Source organism: Agromyces cucurbitae, assembly GCF_058349945.1.
This window is the reverse complement of sequence record NZ_JBYRES010000004.1, coordinates 195,027-210,070: the sequence shown is the minus strand read 5'-3', so window position 1 is coordinate 210,070 and position 15,044 is coordinate 195,027. Positions and strand designations below refer to the sequence as shown.

Genomic DNA, 15,044 nt, shown 5'->3' with positions numbered 1-15,044 from the left:
GCGCCGGGGGCCCGCGGGTCGGGCCCGGTGGACTACTCGACGGGCGGTGCCGGGCGGGTCGGCAGCGCCGGCCCGGGCGGGCAGGGGTGTCCGCCGACGAGGCGCGAGCACTCGGGCAGGAACCCGGGGTAGCGCTCGGCCTCGGGGTCGCCGAACCAGCGGTGCCACAGCCGCCAGAAGTTGAGGTTGCCGAACGCCGAGCAGTCGTCGCCCGTCTCGGGGTCCGCGAGGGTCGCGTCGCTCGGCTGGTACGGCGTGTAGTTGTAGAGGTTCGCGGTCGCCTGGTTGCGGATCGCGACCTTGGTGCCGCCGCACGCCGAATCGGGGTTGAAGGCGACCCGCACCTCGCCGATGCGGTACTGCCGCTTCGGCTGCTCGGTGTACTGCCGGAACTGCCATGCGGCGTTGTACACCTGGTTGAAGAACCCGAAGTACTTCTGCTCGCAGTCGGCCGTGTCGGGGCAGCCGTATCCCGTCGCGCGCAGGTAGCCGTCGGCGCTCGGACGGGTGAGCAGCGACTGCTCCTTCTGCAGGAGCACGAGCAGCGTGCGCGGGCTGATGCCGCACGCCGTCGCGACCTTGGCGATGATCGCCGAGGCCCGTTCGCGGTACTCGCCGTCGTAGGCCGCGCAGTGCGCACCGCCGACCGCCGGCTGCGACGTCGTCGACTGGCGGTAGTCGGCGAGGCACGGCGAGTCGTCCTCGGGGCGGCAGTCGATGCCGTCGAGGAACGTCTGGATCTCGCCGACCGACATCGCCCCGCTGTCGTAGAACGCGTCGTCGCTCACGATGAAGCCGGGGTCGAACGCGGTCGTCGCCTCGGGGATCTCGTACTCGGGGGTCGGGGCCGCACGGTTCGCCGCACCGCCGTCCCATGCCGGCCCCGCGGGGCCGGCCGGCGCACATGCGGCGAGTGCGAGCACGGCGACCGCGGCCACGGCGACGAGTCGCGCGGTTCGCGCGATGCGGGCGACGGGCTTCGGTGGGGTCACCGGAGCGACGATACCGGGTGCGGGCGGCGCGAGGCTGGAAGAGTGCCCGCACTGGCTGTGAGATCGCCCGGTGCGGGGTGGCCGGTGGACGCGTCGCCCTGCCGGCGTCAGATGCGCTCGCGCGGAACGACCTTGTCGGCGAGCTTGGCGAGAGTGCCCTGCGGCGGCGCCTCGTTGTAGACGCCGGCGAGCTCCTGGCCGCTGAGGGCGTGGATGGCGGCCATGATCTCGTCGGTCGCCTGGCGGCGCGCGCGGCCGCTCGTCGCGGCGCCGTGGCGCGAGACGTCGATCGGCTCGCCGAAGCGGACCGTGACGGGTCGCACCCGGGGGAACTTCGCACCGACGGGCTGGATCTCCTGGGTGCCGACGAGCCCGACGGGCACGACCGTCGCCCCGGTCATGAGCGCGAGCCACGCGACGCCCGTGCGACCGCGGTAGAGGCGCCCGTCGAGGGAGCGCGTGCCCTCGGGGTAGAGCGCGAAGGCGTTGCCGCCCTCGAGGATGCCGCGACCGGCGTCGAGCGCCTCCTGCGCCTGCGACCCCGCACCGCGTTCGACGGGCACGGCGCCGATGGCACCGAAGAAGGTTCGCGAGAGCCAGCCCGAGAACCCGGTGCCGGTGAAGTAGCTCGACTTCGCGAGGAACTGCACGGGCCGCGGCGACGCGAGCGGGATCACGATGCTGTCGACGAAGGAGAGGTGGTTCGAGGCCAGGATCACCGGTCCGGACGCCGGAACGTGCTCGGCTCCGGTGATCGTCGGGCGGTAGACGAGCCGGACGAGGGGCTTCAGGATGCCGCGGAAGATCCGGTACACGGGACCTTGTCTGACCTGCTTGACCGACGGCGCACTCACCATCCGACCATACGAGCGGCGATATGCGACGAGCGGCATATTGCGGCTGCGCGTCCCCGGCGGCTCATGCGCGAGAATCGGGGCATGGAACCGATCGGCGACGGCGAGCTCATCGAGCTCGCGGGCGGCGACACCCGGGTGCTCGTCGCGGCCCGGGGCCGTCGCGGGCCCGGGCCCGACGCCGTGCTGCGCCGGCTCGTCGCGCGCGGTTCGGGGGTTCCCGCCGACGACGTCGAGCTCGTCCACACATGCGAGGTCTGCGGCAGCCGCCACGGCAGGCCCTCGGTCGGGTACCCGACGACACCGATGGGCGCGCCGTGGTTCGTCGACGTCGGCGCCGCCGACGACGTGGTGGTCGCGGCGGCCGCGACGAGCCGGCGCGTGGGCGTCGGGATCGAACCCGCGGGCGATCGCCTGCGCGAGTCCGTCGACGAGGCGGCGCTGCACGCGAGCGAACGCGCCGCGCTCGCGCTCCTCGAGCCCGATGCGCGCGCCCGCGCGCGAGCCGTGCTCTGGGCGCGCAAATCGGCGCTGCTGCGCGCGATGGGTCACACGGGATTCGTCGAGCCGTCGACGCTCGCGCTGACGATGCCGGGCGACGACGGCGGACTCGGCCGCATCGAGCACACCGTGCCCGAGTTCGGGCCGGGCTGGCGTGGCGTCAGGTTCCACGACCTGAGCGTCCCCGATCCGGTCGTCGCCTCGGTCGCCGTGCTCGTCTGACCGGGCGGTCGGCTCGGCATCGTCCCTGCGGGTCGACGGCCCGGCGCCCTAGGGTGGACACGTGCGCAGCGTCATCATCCTCGGTTCCTCCGGCTCCATCGGCGTGCAGGCCCTCGACGTCATCAGGGCGAACCCGCAGCGGTTCGAGCTCGTCGGACTCGGGGTCGGCTCGAATCGGTCCCTGCTCGCGCAGCAGGCGGCGGAGTTCGGGGTCGAACACACCGCCGTGGGCATCGACGAGGCGGTGCAGCTCGTTCGCGACGTCGACGCCGATGTCGTGCTCAACGGCATCACGGGGTCGGTCGGGCTCGGCCCGACGGTCGCGACGCTCGAACGCGGGGCCACCCTCGCGCTCGCGAACAAGGAGTCGCTCATCGTCGGCGGCGACCTCGTCACGCGGCTCGCGAAGCCCGGGCAGATCGTGCCCGTCGACTCCGAGCACTCGGCGATCGCGCAGGCGCTGCGCTCCGGCACCGACGACGAGGTCCGACGCCTCGTCCTCACGGCGTCGGGCGGCCCGTTCCGGGGGCGCAGCCGCGAGTCGCTCGTCGACGTGACCCCGGCTGAGGCGCTCGCCCACCCGACCTGGGACATGGGGCTCGTGATCACGACGAACTCGGCGACGCTCGTCAACAAGGGACTCGAGGTCATCGAGGCGCACCTGCTCTTCGACGTCGACTACGACCGCATCGACGTCGTCGTGCACCCGCAGTCGATGATCCACTCCATGGTCGAGTTCGTCGACGGCTCCACGATCGCGCAGGCGTCGCCGCCCGACATGCGACTGCCGATCTCGCTCGGCCTCGACTGGCCGAACCGGGTCGCCGCCGCGGGGCGGCCGATCGACTGGACGCAGGCGCAGACCTGGACGTTCGAGCCGCTCGACGACGAGGCGTTCCCCGCGATCCGGCTCGCGAAGCAGGTCGGCCGAGCGGGCGGCGAGTACCCGGCCGTCTTCAACGCCGCCAACGAACAGGCCGTCGCCGCGTTCCACGCCGGGCGCATCGGCTTCCTCGAGATCGTCGACACCGTGCGCGAGGTCGTCGAGCACCACGAGGCATCCGGCCAGGTCACCCTCGAGTCGCTCGCGGCCGCCGAGTCGGCCGCCCGACGCGCGGCCGACGCACGCATCGCGCGCTCAGCGGATCGATAGCCGGCGCCCAGCACGCTCCGAGCCGTCGGCAGTACGCTGTCGACCGTGGATTCCGTGCTCGCGTTCGTCATCGGCGTCGCCATCATCGTCGTCGGCCTCGCCCTGTCGATCGGCCTGCACGAGATCGGGCACCTCGTGCCTGCGAAGCTCTTCGGCGTCAAGGTCACGCAGTACATGATCGGGTTCGGCCCGACGATCTGGTCGCGCCGCAAGGGCGAGACCGAGTACGGCGTGAAGGCCATCCCGCTCGGCGGGTACATCTCGATGATCGGCATGTTCCCGCCCGGCAAGAAGGGCGCGGTCGGGTCCGACTCGACGGGCTTCTTCCGCGGGCTCGTGCAGGACGCGCGCGACTCGAGCGCCGAGTCGATCACCCCGGGTGACGAGGACCGCGCCTTCTACCGGCTTCCCGTGTGGAAGCGCATCGTCATCATGTTCGGCGGCCCGTTCATGAACCTCGTGCTCGCGACCGTGCTGTTCGGCGTGCTGCTCATGGGGTTCGGCGTCACGCAGGCCTCCACGACGGTCGGCACCGTCTCGGCCTGCGCGCTGCCTGCGACGAGCGAACGCCAGACCTGCGAGCCGGGCGACCCGACGGCGCCCGGCGCCGCCGCGGGCATCGAGCCCGGCGACCGCATCGTCGAGGTCGCGGGGGAGCCCATCGACTCGTGGGCGCAGTCGACGGCGATCATCCGGGAGCACCCCGGCGACGCCATCCCAGTCGTCGTCGTGCGCGACGGCGACGAGGTCGCGCTGACGGTCACGCCCATGCTCAGCACCCAGTACGCGATCGGCGACAACGGCCAGATCGTGAAGGATGCCTCGGGCGAGCCGGTCACGGTCGACGTCGGGTTCGTCGGCATCGGCGCGGCATCCGAGACCGTGCAGCAGCCGATCACAGCGGTGCTGCCGGCCGTGGGCGACCAGATGAACGCGGTCGCCGGCGTGATCTTCAACCTGCCGCAGCGCATGGTCGACGTCGCGCAGGCGGCGTTCGGCCCCGAGGAGCGCGACCCGAACGGGCCGATGTCGGTCGTCGGCGTCGGTCGCGTCGCGGGCGAGGTCGCCGCCCTCGACGACGTGGCCGTCGTCGACAAGGCGGCCTGGATGGTCGGCATCCTCGCGGCCCTCAACGTCATGCTCTTCGTGTTCAACATGATCCCGTTGCTGCCGCTCGACGGCGGCCACATCGCGGGCGCCCTCTGGGAGGGGATCCGCCGCGGCTTCGCGAAGCTCTTCAAGCGTCCCGACCCCGGCCCCGTCGACCTCGCGAAGCTCATGCCCGTGACCCTCGCGGTCGTCGTCGTGTTCGGCGCGATGAGCGCGCTGCTCATCTACGCCGACATCGTGAAGCCCGTCTCGCTGTTCTGAGCGACGGCGCGCCGACCCCGACCGTCGACCCGAGCGCCGTGCGCGGAGCCGCGTACTCCCGGGGGAGTAGCCGATGAGCCGCCGCGGGGCCGACGCCCGCGAACGGACACGGCGATACGATCGGGCCGTGCCCGAAGTACGCAGCGCCGAGACCTGGAGCGGCCGACCGCCGTGGGCCGGCGGCGGACCGCCGTGGGCGGGACCCGAGCGGCGCCCGCCCGCCGCCGTCGTGCTGTGGGCGCCCGTCGTCGTGAGCCTCGTCGTGCAGCTGCCCGCCGCGATCGGCATCGCGTTCTGGCTGCGGCTCGAGCCGTGGGCGGCGATCGTGCAGGTCGCGCTCGCCGTCGTCGGCCCGCTCGCGCTGCTCGCCTCGCGACGGATGCCCGGGCCGACCGTCGCGTTCGTGACGCTCGTCGCGATCGCCGACCTGCTCTTCACCCCCGACGCGGGCCCGCCGTACCTCGCGCTCGCATTCGCGATCGTGCTCGCCGTCGTGCGCGGTGCGGTCGTCTGGGCCGTCGCCTCGGTCGTGACCGGCTGGGCGGCCGCCCTCGCACTGGGATCGCTGCTCGGGCTCTCGTGGCATCCCTTCCGCATCGCCGCGACGACGCTCGCGCTCGCCGCCTGCTTCGGCATCGGCTGGTTCGTGCGCTCGCGCCGCACGCGGGCGGCGGCCTATCGGGCCGAGGCGGCCCGGCGGCGGCAGACCGCCGAAGAGCGCGAGCGAGTGCGCATCGCCCGCGAGCTGCACGACGTCATCGGGCACGCGCTCTCGCAGATCAACGTGCAGGCGAGCGTCGGGCTCCATCTCATGGATCGCGACGCCGAGCAGGCCCGCGCGGCGCTCGCGAACATCAAGGAGACGTCGAAGACGGCGCTCGACGAGGTGCGCAGCGTGCTCGGCGTCATCCGCGACGGGGATGCTCCGCTCGTCCCGCAGGCCGAGCTCGCCGAGCTCCCTCGGCTCGTCCACGGCCTCGCAACGCCCGAGTTCTCGGTCGAGCTCGTCGACCGGCTCGCCGAACCGCCCGGGCGAGCCGTGCAGTTCGCGGCCTACCGCATCGTGCAGGAGGCGCTCACGAACGTCGTCCGCCACGCCGGCGCCCGCCGTGCCGTCGTCGTGCTCGAGCGCACCGCCGACGGGCTCGTCGCGACGGTCGACGACGACGGCGTCGGGCCGGGCGATGCCGACGATCCGACGACCGCGGGTCGCGGCATCCTCGGCATGCGCGAGCGGGCGGCCCTCCTCGGCGGCACCGTCGAGCTCGGCCGCGCCCCGTTGGGCGGCACTCGGGTGCGCGCCGTCCTGCCGTGGGGAGGCACCGCATGATCCGCGTCGCGCTGGCCGACGACCAGGTGCTCGTGCGCGCCGGGTTCCGCGCCCTGCTCGACTCCGAGCCCGACCTCGAGGTCGTCGGCGAGGCCTCGACGGGCGAGGAGCTGCTCGCGCTCGTGCGCCGTACGCCCGCCGACGTGGTGCTCATGGACATCCGCATGCCGGGCGGCGACGGGCTGTGGGCGACGGAGCAGATCGCGGCCGACCCGGCCCTGGCCGGCGTGCACGTCGTGATCGTGACGACGTTCGAGCTCGACGAGTACGTCGCCCGGGCCGTGCGCGCGGGTGCGAGCGGCTTCCTCGTGAAGGACACCGAGCCCGCCGACCTCATCCGGGCCGTGCGCGTCGTCGCGGGTGGTGAGGCGCTGCTGTCGCCGGGCGTCACCAAACGGCTCCTCGAGCGATTCGCGACCGGGCTGCGGGATGCCGACGAGGCATCCCTCTCGGTGCTCACCGACCGCGAGCGCGAGGTGCTGCGCCTCGTCGGCCAGGGCCTCACGAACGACGAGATCGCCGAGCGGCTCGTGCTGAGCCCGCTCACGGCGAAGACGCACGTCTCGCGCATCATGCAGAAGCTGCACGCGCGCGACCGGGTGCAGCTCGTCGTCGTCGCCTACGAGTCGGGCCTCGTCGCGCCCGGCTGGCAGGAGTAGGCCGTCCGTCCGCGGTAGCCGGCTCGGCCGCGCATGCTCCCCGGGGAGCACGCGAAGTGACTCCGCACGGCGGATTCGCGCGGAGTCCAGCGTCGCGAGACTCGAATCGACGGTCGAGACGCGACCGCACGAATCAACCGGGAGCACCTCATGTTCACGACCCTCGCCGCCACGGCGGCCACCCACGTCGGCCCTTGGGGCGCCGGCTTCGGGTGGATGTTCTTCCTCATCCCGATCTTCTGGATCCTCGTCATCGGGCTCATCATCTTCCTCGTCAGCCGCAACCGCCGGCGCTACTGGGCCGAGGCGCAGGCCTCGGGCTACGGCCCGCCGTGGGCGCGCGGCGGCCGCACGGCCGAGCAGACGCTCGCCGAGCGCTTCGCCCAGGGCGACATCGACGAGACCGAGTACCGCGCACGCCTCGAGGTGCTGCGCGCGAACCGGCCGAACGCCTGACCCGGCGAACGACGCGGATGCGCCGGCCGAGCGCCGGGGCATCCGCGTCGTCGTGCCCGGCTCAGCGCAGGATGTCCTCGAGGGCCGCGCGCTGGTGCCGGTGGCCGACCGTCTCGTACCCGACCACGACGACGATCGGCGAACAGGCGGCGACGACGATGCCGACCGGCAGGCTCGCGCCGGCCGCGACCGCGACCACCGCGACCGCGAGCACCGCGATGCTGCCGACGAAGAGCCCGATGTGGAACGGGTCGAACCGGCCCATCAGGAAGCTGTAGAGCGTGAACAGCGCGGTGAGGAAGATCGCGACGGGCACGACGACCGTGCCGAGCACCTGGACGTCGTCGATGGGGACGTGGCCCGCGATCGCGTTCGCCGCCACGTGCAGTCCGGCACCGGTCGCCGCGAGCGAGCCGAACACGACCATGTGGCCGTAACCCCAGATGTACGAGCGGCGGCGGAACCGCGCGAGCAGCTTGCCCGAGGGCATGGTGAAGTAGGTCCACCACAACCCGAACGCGAGCATCGTGCCGCCGAACGCCACGAGGCCGGCATCGACCGACCATCCCTCCGCCTCGACGGAGGCCGAGATCGCGAGGATCGTGCCGAGCACGACCTCGCCGAGCGTGATGATGACGAGCAGGCCGTACCGCTCGGCGATGTGGTGGGGATGCCACGGCGTCGAGCCGCCGCCGCGCTCGGCGAGCGGTGGGATCGCCATCTCGCAGATGCCGAGCAGCAGCCAGATCCACAGCGTGAGCGCGAACGGGAGGTTGACGACGATGAGCACGATCCAGGCGACCTGCACGACGGCGAGGTAGCCCGCATAGCGCAGCGCCGTGCGTCGCGACGACGGATCGTGCCGGGCGATGCGCAGCCAGAGCGCGATCGTCGAGAGGCGCATGATCACGTAGCCCGCGATGATGACGGCGTTGTCGACGTGCTCGCCGCCGTCGACCGAGTGGAAGAACGCGGGCATGCCGAGCGCCATCACGAGCACCCCGACCATCTGCACCATGGTCGCGACGCGCATATACACGTCGTCGTTGTCGTAGGCGCTCGCGAGCCACGTGTAGTTGATCCACGCCCAGCAGATCGCGAAGACGGCGAGCGAGAACGCGATGATCGCGGAGGAGAAGTGCCCGATCTCGAGCAGGTGCGCCGCCTGCGTGCCGGCCTGGCTGAATGCGACGACGAACGTGAGGTCGAAGAGCAGCTCGAGGGGAGTCGCTGCGCGGTGCGATTCGGACGGGTCGCGCCCGACCATGCGGCGCAGCCGGTGGTCGAGCGGGGGGTGCGCTGGCGTCGTCATGCGCTTATCGTCGCACGGCCTCCGATGGTCGAGTAGCGACGCAGCATCGTATCGAGACCTGATCACCGGGTCTCGATACGCGTGCTCCTCGTCGCTCGCTACCCGACCAACGAGAGCCGATCCGTCAGCGGCTGAGCAGGAGCGCCTCGCCCTGGCCGCCGCCGCCGCAGAGGGCGACCGCCGCGTTCCCGCCGCCGCGGCGCGAGAGCTCGAGCGCGGCGTGCAGTGCGAGACGGGCGCCGGACGCGCCGATCGGGTGGCCGAGCGCGATCGCGCCGCCATGGACGTTGACGCGCTCGAGGTCGAGGTCGAGGTCTCGGGCCGACTGCAGCGAGACCGCGGCGAACGCCTCGTTGATCTCGACGAGATCGAGGTCGGACGCGGCGACGCCGCCCTTCTCGAGCGCGGCTGCGATGGCGTTCGACGGCTGCGAGTGCAGCGAGTTGTCGGGGCCCGCGACCTGTCCGGCCGAACCGACGAGCGCGAGCCACGGGAGCCCCTTCGACTCGGCCCACTCGCGGCTCGCGACGACGACGGCCGCCGCACCGTCGGAGAGCGGCGACGAGTTGCCCGCCGTGATCGTACCCTCGGCGGCGAACGCCGGGCGGAGCTTCGCGAGCACCTCGACCGTCGAGTCGGGGCGCACGCCCTGGTCTTCGGCGACGACGACCGGGTCGCCCTTGCGCTGCGGGATCTCGACCGCGACGATCTCGTCGTCGAAGAGGCCGGCGGCCTGCGCCGCGCCGGCGCGCACGTGCGACGCTGCCGCGATCTCGTCCTGCTCGGGGCGGCCGATGCCGTAGCGGGTGTTGACGCGCTCGGTCGAGGCGCCCATCGACTCGTGGTCGAATGCGTCGGTGAGGCCGTCGTGCGCGGCGTGGTCGACCATCGTCCAGTCGCCGTAGGTCTTGCCGGTGCGGGAGCCCGGCAGCAGGTGCGGTGCGTTCGTCATCGACTCCTGGCCGCCGGCGACGACGACGTCGGCCTCGCCCAGGCGGATGAGGCGCGCGGCGTCGGTGATCGCCACGAGGCCCGAGAGGCACACCTTGTTGACGGTCGTCGCGGGAACGCGCCACGGGATGCCCGCGGCGACGGCCGACTGCTTCGCGGGGTTCTGGCCGGCTCCGGCCTGCAGCACCTGGCCCATGATGACGGCGTCGACGTCGTCGGGTGAGACGCCGGCCCGCTCGAGCGCGCCGCGGATGGCGGCGGTGCCGAGCTCGACCGCCGACTGCGAGGCGAGGTTGCCGTTGATGCGGGCGAACGGGGTGCGGGCGCCGGCGATGATGACGACGTCGGGCGTGCTCATGGTGGGGTGACTCCTTCGTCAGCAGGTGGGGTGTGCTTCCAGTCTAGGTTCCCCCGGGGCGACGATCGCCGCGCACGCGATGTGCAGAACTGCACATCGAGACTGCGATTCTCGACATCGACGCTGCAGGCATGCGCATCGAATACTGGTGAGCGCACACCGGGCGTCGCAGATCGCGGCGCCCGTCACACAGCCGTTCACCGTTGAGAGGCACACACACCATGCGGGTTACGAAGACGTATCTCGCGACGGCCGTCATCGCCGCCGCGTCCATCGCCCTGGTCGGTTGCGCACCGACCACGACCGGAGGCGGGGGCGATGCGTCGGGCGACGCGGCCGCCCCCGTGAAGGTCGCGATGATCACGAGCCAGACGGGCCCGCTCGCCGCCTACGGCGAGGCCTACACCGCGGGCTTCGAGGCCGGCCTCGACTACGCGACCGACGGCACGGGTGCCGTCGACGGGCGCGAGCTCGACATCGAATGGCTCGACGACCAGGGCAACCCCGACACGGCCGTCTCGCTCGCGAAGGACGTCATCGGCCAGGGCACGCAGATCATCGCCGGCACGGTGGTCTCGGGCATCGCGACCGCGCTCGCCGAGCAGGCCGAGCAGAACGAGATCCTCTACATCTCGGGCCCGGCCGCGGCCGACGCGATCACCGGCGCGAACGACTACACGTTCCGCTCGGGCCGCCAGACCTACCAGGACGTCGCGACCGCCGGCACGTTCATCGGCGACCCGGCCGGCAAGAAGGTCGTCGTGTTCGCGCAGGACAACGCCTTCGGCCAGGGCAACCTCGCGGGCGTGCAGGCCGTCCTCGGCGGCCAGGGCGCGACGGTCGAGGGCGTGCTCGTCGCGGAGGACGCGACGGAGTTCACGCCCTTCGCGCAGCAGCTCGTCGCCGCCTCGCCCGACCTCGTGTTCGTCGCCTGGGCCGGCGCCTCGTCGGGAGCCATGTGGACGGCGCTCGCCCAGCAGGGCGTGTTCGACGCCGCGCCCGTCGTGACCGGCCTCGGCGACGTCGCGACGTACGGCGCCTACGGCGACGCCTCGAGCGACATCTCCTTCCTCAACCACTACTTCGCGGGCGCCGCGGGCACCGACGTCGAGGCCGCCATGATCGAGCACCTCGACGAGGCCGGGGCGACGCCCGACCTGTTCTCGCCCGACGGCTTCGTCGCTGCGCAGATGCTCGTGCAGGCGGTACGCGAGGGCGGCGACACCGTCGACGGCATGGTCGACGCGCTCGAGGGCTGGACGTTCGACTCGGTCAAGGGCGAGATCACGGTCCGCGAGGAGGACCACGCGATGATCCAGCCGATGTACCAGGCGAAGCTCGTGCAGGACGGCGACGCCTGGGTGCCCGAGCTCGTCGACACCGTCGACGCCGAGACGGTCGCCCCGCCCGTCGCGGGCGAGTGACCGCATGACGAGCGATCACGCGATGCTCGCTCTCGAGGGGATCGGGCTCCGCATCGGCGGGGCCCGCATCCTCGAGGGCGTCTCGCTCGAGGTCCGCGCCGGGGAGATGCTCGGCGTGATCGGTCCGAACGGCGCCGGCAAGACGACGCTCTTCAACGTCGTCTCGGGGGTCGTGCGCCCCACCGCCGGCCGAGTGCTGCTCGACGGCGTCGAGGTCACGCGGGAGCCCGTCCACCGCCGCGCGACCGCCGGGCTCGGCCGGACCTTCCAGACCTCGAGCCTGTTCCCGGCACTCACCGTGCTCGAGAACGTGCGGCTCGCCGCGCAGGCGCGCCTGGGCGGCGCCACGAGCCTCGTGCGCATTCCGCGGGCGGGCGACGCGGCCACGAGCCGGGCCCTCGAGAGCCTCGAGGAGGTCGGGCTCGGGCACCGCGTCGACGCCGAGGCATCCGGTCTCGCGCACGGCGAGAAGCGCAAGGTCGAGATCGCGATGCTCATCGCCCAGGACCCGAAGGTCATCCTGCTCGACGAGCCGATGGCGGGCGTCGCCTCCGGCGACGTGCCCGCTCTCACCGAGGTCATCCGCCGGCTGCATCGCGGCGGGCGCACCGTGCTCATGGTCGAGCACCACATGGAGGTCGTGCTCGGCCTCGTCGACCGCGTCGCGGTCATGCACCACGGCGAACTGCTCGCCGTCGACACCCCGGAGGCCGTCATGGCGAACCCCACCGTGCAGTCCGCGTACCTCGGGGAGGCGATGTGAGCGAGCCCATCCTGGCCGTTCGCGGCCTCACCGGGCGCATCGCCGGACAGCAGGTCGTCGAGGACGTGGCGTTCGAGGTGCCGGCCACGGGGGTCACCGCCCTCCTCGGCCGCAACGGCGTCGGGAAGACGTCGACCGTGAAGTCGATCCTCGGGCTCATCGAGCGCACGGGCGACGTGCGCCTCGCCGGTGAGCGGATCGACGCCCTGCCGACGCACCGCATCGTGCAACGCGGCGTCGGCTACGTGCCCGAGGACCGCGAGGTGTTCGGCGGCCTGACGGTCGCCGAGAACCTCCGGCTCGCCGAGCGCGACGCCGCACCGCGGCGCGAGCTCGTCGAACGGCTCTTCCCCGACCTCGTGGAGCGTCGGGCGCAGCGCGCGGGCACCCTCTCGGGCGGACAGCAGCAGATGGTGTCGCTCGCCAGGGCACTCGTGAACGACAACCGCCTGCTGCTCGTCGACGAGCCGACGAAGGGGCTCGCGCCGCGCATCGTCGACGAGGTCGCGACGGCCCTCGCCGCCGCGGCCGCGACCGTGCCGATCCTCCTCGTCGAGCAGAACCTGCACGTCATCCGACGGCTCGCCGAACGGGTCGTCGTGCTCTCGGGCGGGCGCGTCGTGTTCACCGGCACCGCATCCGCGTTCCTCGACGACGAGGCGCTCGTGCAGCGCCACCTCGGCGTGCACGACGCGAGCGAGGCCGCCTGATGAGCACCGTCGTCCTGCTGCTCATCACGGGCCTCGGCCTCGGGGCCCTCTACTTCCTCGTCGCGAGCGGGCTCTCGCTCATCTACGGACTGATGGGCGTGCTGAACTTCGCCCACGGCGCGTTCCTCACCGTCTCGGCGTTCCTCGGCTGGGAGGTCGGCCGCCGGGTGTCCGACGGCACATGGCTCGGGCTCGCGGTCTCGGCGCTCGTCGGCATGGCCGTCGGCGCGATCGTCGCGGCCCTCACCGAGTACCTCCTGATCCGGCGGCTCTACGAACGGCACATCGAGCAGGCACTCGTGACCGTCGGGCTCTCGCTCGCCGCCGTCGCCCTGTTCGAGGGCATCTGGGGCACCGACCCGATCTACACGGCGAAGCCCGAATGGCTCACGCAGACGACCGAGATCCTCGGGGCGAAGATCCCGAACGACCGGTTCCTGCTCATCGCGTGCGCGCTCGTGGTACTCGGCGGCATCGTGCTCTTCCTGCACCGCACGCGGTACGGGCTCATCATCCGCGCCGGGGTCGAGAACCGGCAGATGGTGTCGGCCCTCGGCATCGACGTGCGTCGTTCGTTCACGATCGTCTTCGCGATCGGCGGTGCCGCCGCGGGGCTCGGGGGCGTGCTCGCCTCGGTCTACTACGGCTACGTCTCGGCGCACCTCGGCAGCGTGCTGCTCATCTTCGCCTTCATCGTCACCGTGATCGGCGGGCTCGGCTCGCTCACGGGCGCGGCCGTCGCCTCGGTGCTCGTCGCGGTGCTGCAGCAGTTCGCCAACTTCTACCTCGGCGGCACCGGCGACCTCGTGGTCGTCGTCGCGCTCGCCGCCGTGCTGCTCGTCCGCCCCACGGGGCTCATGGGGAAGGTCGCATGATGTCGAGGCTGAACCGTTCGCAGGCCAGGGCCCTCCGTCCGGTGATCGGCGGCGTGGCCGCCGTCGCGGTGCTCGCCGTGCTGCCGCTCCTCGCGATCGACCTCCCCGGCGTCCTGCCGGGGCCGACGTACACGCCGGGCACGCTGCAGCTGCTCGCCTACGCGATGCTCATCGCCGCGCTCGCCCTCGGCTACCGCATGATGTTCGGCCTGGCCGGACTGCTCTCGTTCGGGCACGCGCTCTTCTTCGCCGCCGGCGCGTACGGGCTCGGCATGACGCTCGACGCCTTCGCGCCGCCCGAGTGGCCGAGCGACCTCGTCTTCGTCGTCGCCATCCTCGTGACGCTCATCGGCGGACTCGTGCTCGCGATGACGGTCGGCGCCCTCGCCCTGCGGGTGACGGGCATCTCGTTCGCGATGGTGACGCTCGCCTTCGCCCAGGCCGGCTCGGTGCTCATCCGCCGCAACCCCGGCGGTGCGACGGGCGGCGACGAGGGGCTCTCGCTCGACATCGAGCACGTGCCCGACGCCCTCGTGGGGGTCGTCGACACCCGCAACCTCTACTGGCTCGCGCTCGGCGTGCTCGTGGTGGTGTACCTCGTCGTGCTGTGGGTCGAGCAGAGCCGCGCCGGGCACGTCGCCGCTGCGACCCGTGAGAACGAGCTGCGCGTGCGGGTGCTCGGCCTGCGCCCGTACACCGTGAAGCTCCTCGTCTTCGTCGTGGCCTCGGTGCTCGCCGTCGTCACGGGCATGGCCTACCTGCTGCTGCAGTCGGGTGCGTCGCCGCGCATCGCGACCGCCGACTTCACGCTCACGCTGCTCGTCATCGTGGTGCTCGGCGGGGTTGGCTACCGCTGGGGCGCGATCGTCGGCGGGCTCGTCTACACGCTGCTCGACCAGCGGCTCACCGCGCTCGCCGGCTCCGATTTCATCGCCGGGCTCCCGGCCCTGCTCCGGGTGCCGCTCAGCGAGCCGCTGTTCATCCTCGGCACGCTCTTCATCCTCGTCGTGCTCTTCCTGCCGGGCGGCATCGCCGGCCTCCCGCAGCGCATCCGATCGGGGCGCAGGAGCCACCCCATGGAGCCGGAGGCGACGACCGATGCATGAGCCCGGG

15 protein-coding genes are annotated in these 15,044 nt (G+C 72.4%); 11 read left to right on the top strand and 4 right to left on the bottom strand.

Translation table 11 applies throughout. The features are described 5' to 3' along the window. Window positions 1-32 precede the first annotated feature (32 nt). Both AC3RJ6_RS15590 and AC3RJ6_RS15585 read right to left on the bottom strand, forming a co-directional pair. Entirely contained in the window at window positions 33-992 is a 960-nt protein-coding gene (locus tag AC3RJ6_RS15590; protein ID WP_491428017.1) for a hypothetical protein, read from the bottom strand. 107 nt (window positions 993-1,099) lie between these two features. Next, the gene (locus AC3RJ6_RS15585; protein WP_491428016.1) at window positions 1,100-1,849 is read right to left on the bottom strand and encodes a lysophospholipid acyltransferase family protein; all 750 of its coding nucleotides are present in this window, start codon (window positions 1,847-1,849) and stop codon (window positions 1,100-1,102) included. A gap of 81 nt (window positions 1,850-1,930) precedes the next feature. On the opposite strand from AC3RJ6_RS15585, the gene AC3RJ6_RS15580 reads away from it, so the two are divergent. From AC3RJ6_RS15580 to AC3RJ6_RS15555, 6 genes are all read left to right on the top strand, one after another. Beyond that, a complete protein-coding gene (locus AC3RJ6_RS15580) occupies window positions 1,931-2,569 on the top strand; it encodes a 4'-phosphopantetheinyl transferase family protein (protein WP_491428015.1) in 639 nt (212 codons plus the stop codon). A 61-nt stretch (window positions 2,570-2,630) separates the two neighbouring features. Next, window positions 2,631-3,722 (top strand): 1-deoxy-D-xylulose-5-phosphate reductoisomerase, encoded by a 1,092-nt coding sequence (gene dxr / locus AC3RJ6_RS15575; RefSeq protein WP_491428014.1) that lies wholly within the window; start codon window positions 2,631-2,633, stop codon window positions 3,720-3,722. Between the two features lie 45 nt (window positions 3,723-3,767). Beyond that, on the top strand, window positions 3,768-5,093 hold the full coding sequence (locus AC3RJ6_RS15570) for a M50 family metallopeptidase (protein ID WP_491428013.1): 1,326 nt from the start codon (window positions 3,768-3,770) through the stop codon (window positions 5,091-5,093). 127 nt (window positions 5,094-5,220) lie between these two features. Beyond that, window positions 5,221-6,423, top strand: a complete 1,203-nt coding sequence (locus AC3RJ6_RS15565) for a sensor histidine kinase (protein ID WP_491428012.1) — start codon at window positions 5,221-5,223, stop codon at window positions 6,421-6,423. Continuing rightward, window positions 6,420-7,082 carry a response regulator gene (locus tag AC3RJ6_RS15560; protein ID WP_491428010.1) on the top strand — a complete coding sequence of 221 codons (663 nt, stop codon included), beginning with the start codon at window positions 6,420-6,422 and terminating at the stop codon, window positions 7,080-7,082. The genes AC3RJ6_RS15565 and AC3RJ6_RS15560 overlap by 4 nt, the downstream gene beginning before the upstream one ends. A gap of 150 nt (window positions 7,083-7,232) precedes the next feature. Continuing rightward, complete coding sequence (locus AC3RJ6_RS15555; RefSeq protein WP_491428009.1) at window positions 7,233-7,538, top strand: SHOCT domain-containing protein; 306 nt, start codon at window positions 7,233-7,235, stop codon at window positions 7,536-7,538. 61 nt (window positions 7,539-7,599) lie between these two features. Here the strand turns inward: AC3RJ6_RS15555 and AC3RJ6_RS15550 are convergent, their stop codons facing one another. Next, the gene (locus tag AC3RJ6_RS15550; RefSeq protein WP_491428008.1) at window positions 7,600-8,850 is read right to left on the bottom strand and encodes a low temperature requirement protein A; all 1,251 of its coding nucleotides are present in this window, start codon (window positions 8,848-8,850) and stop codon (window positions 7,600-7,602) included. Between the two features lie 124 nt (window positions 8,851-8,974). Then, entirely contained in the window at window positions 8,975-10,159 is a 1,185-nt protein-coding gene (locus AC3RJ6_RS15545; RefSeq protein ID WP_491428007.1) for an acetyl-CoA C-acetyltransferase, read from the bottom strand. A gap of 221 nt (window positions 10,160-10,380) precedes the next feature. Here AC3RJ6_RS15545 and AC3RJ6_RS15540 point away from each other — a divergent pair, with 221 nt between their 5' ends. From AC3RJ6_RS15540 to AC3RJ6_RS15520, 5 genes are read left to right on the top strand one after another with little or no spacing between them, the layout of a single operon-like run. Further along, window positions 10,381-11,583: a substrate-binding domain-containing protein gene (locus AC3RJ6_RS15540; protein WP_491428006.1), complete on the top strand. Its 1,203-nt coding sequence runs from the start codon at window positions 10,381-10,383 to the stop codon at window positions 11,581-11,583. Window positions 11,584-11,587: 4 nt separating this feature from the next. Beyond that, complete coding sequence (locus AC3RJ6_RS15535) at window positions 11,588-12,346, top strand: ABC transporter ATP-binding protein (protein ID WP_491428005.1); 759 nt, start codon at window positions 11,588-11,590, stop codon at window positions 12,344-12,346. Continuing rightward, entirely contained in the window at window positions 12,343-13,056 is a 714-nt protein-coding gene (locus tag AC3RJ6_RS15530) for an ABC transporter ATP-binding protein (protein ID WP_491428004.1), read from the top strand. The genes AC3RJ6_RS15535 and AC3RJ6_RS15530 overlap by 4 nt, the downstream gene beginning before the upstream one ends. After that, window positions 13,056-13,931, top strand: coding sequence for a branched-chain amino acid ABC transporter permease (locus AC3RJ6_RS15525; protein WP_491428003.1), 876 nt, complete (start codon window positions 13,056-13,058; stop codon window positions 13,929-13,931). Before AC3RJ6_RS15530 ends, AC3RJ6_RS15525 begins: the two co-directional genes overlap by 1 nt. Further along, complete coding sequence (locus tag AC3RJ6_RS15520) at window positions 13,928-15,037, top strand: branched-chain amino acid ABC transporter permease (RefSeq protein WP_491428002.1); 1,110 nt, start codon at window positions 13,928-13,930, stop codon at window positions 15,035-15,037. The genes AC3RJ6_RS15525 and AC3RJ6_RS15520 overlap by 4 nt, the downstream gene beginning before the upstream one ends. Window positions 15,038-15,044: the final 7 nt, after the last annotated feature.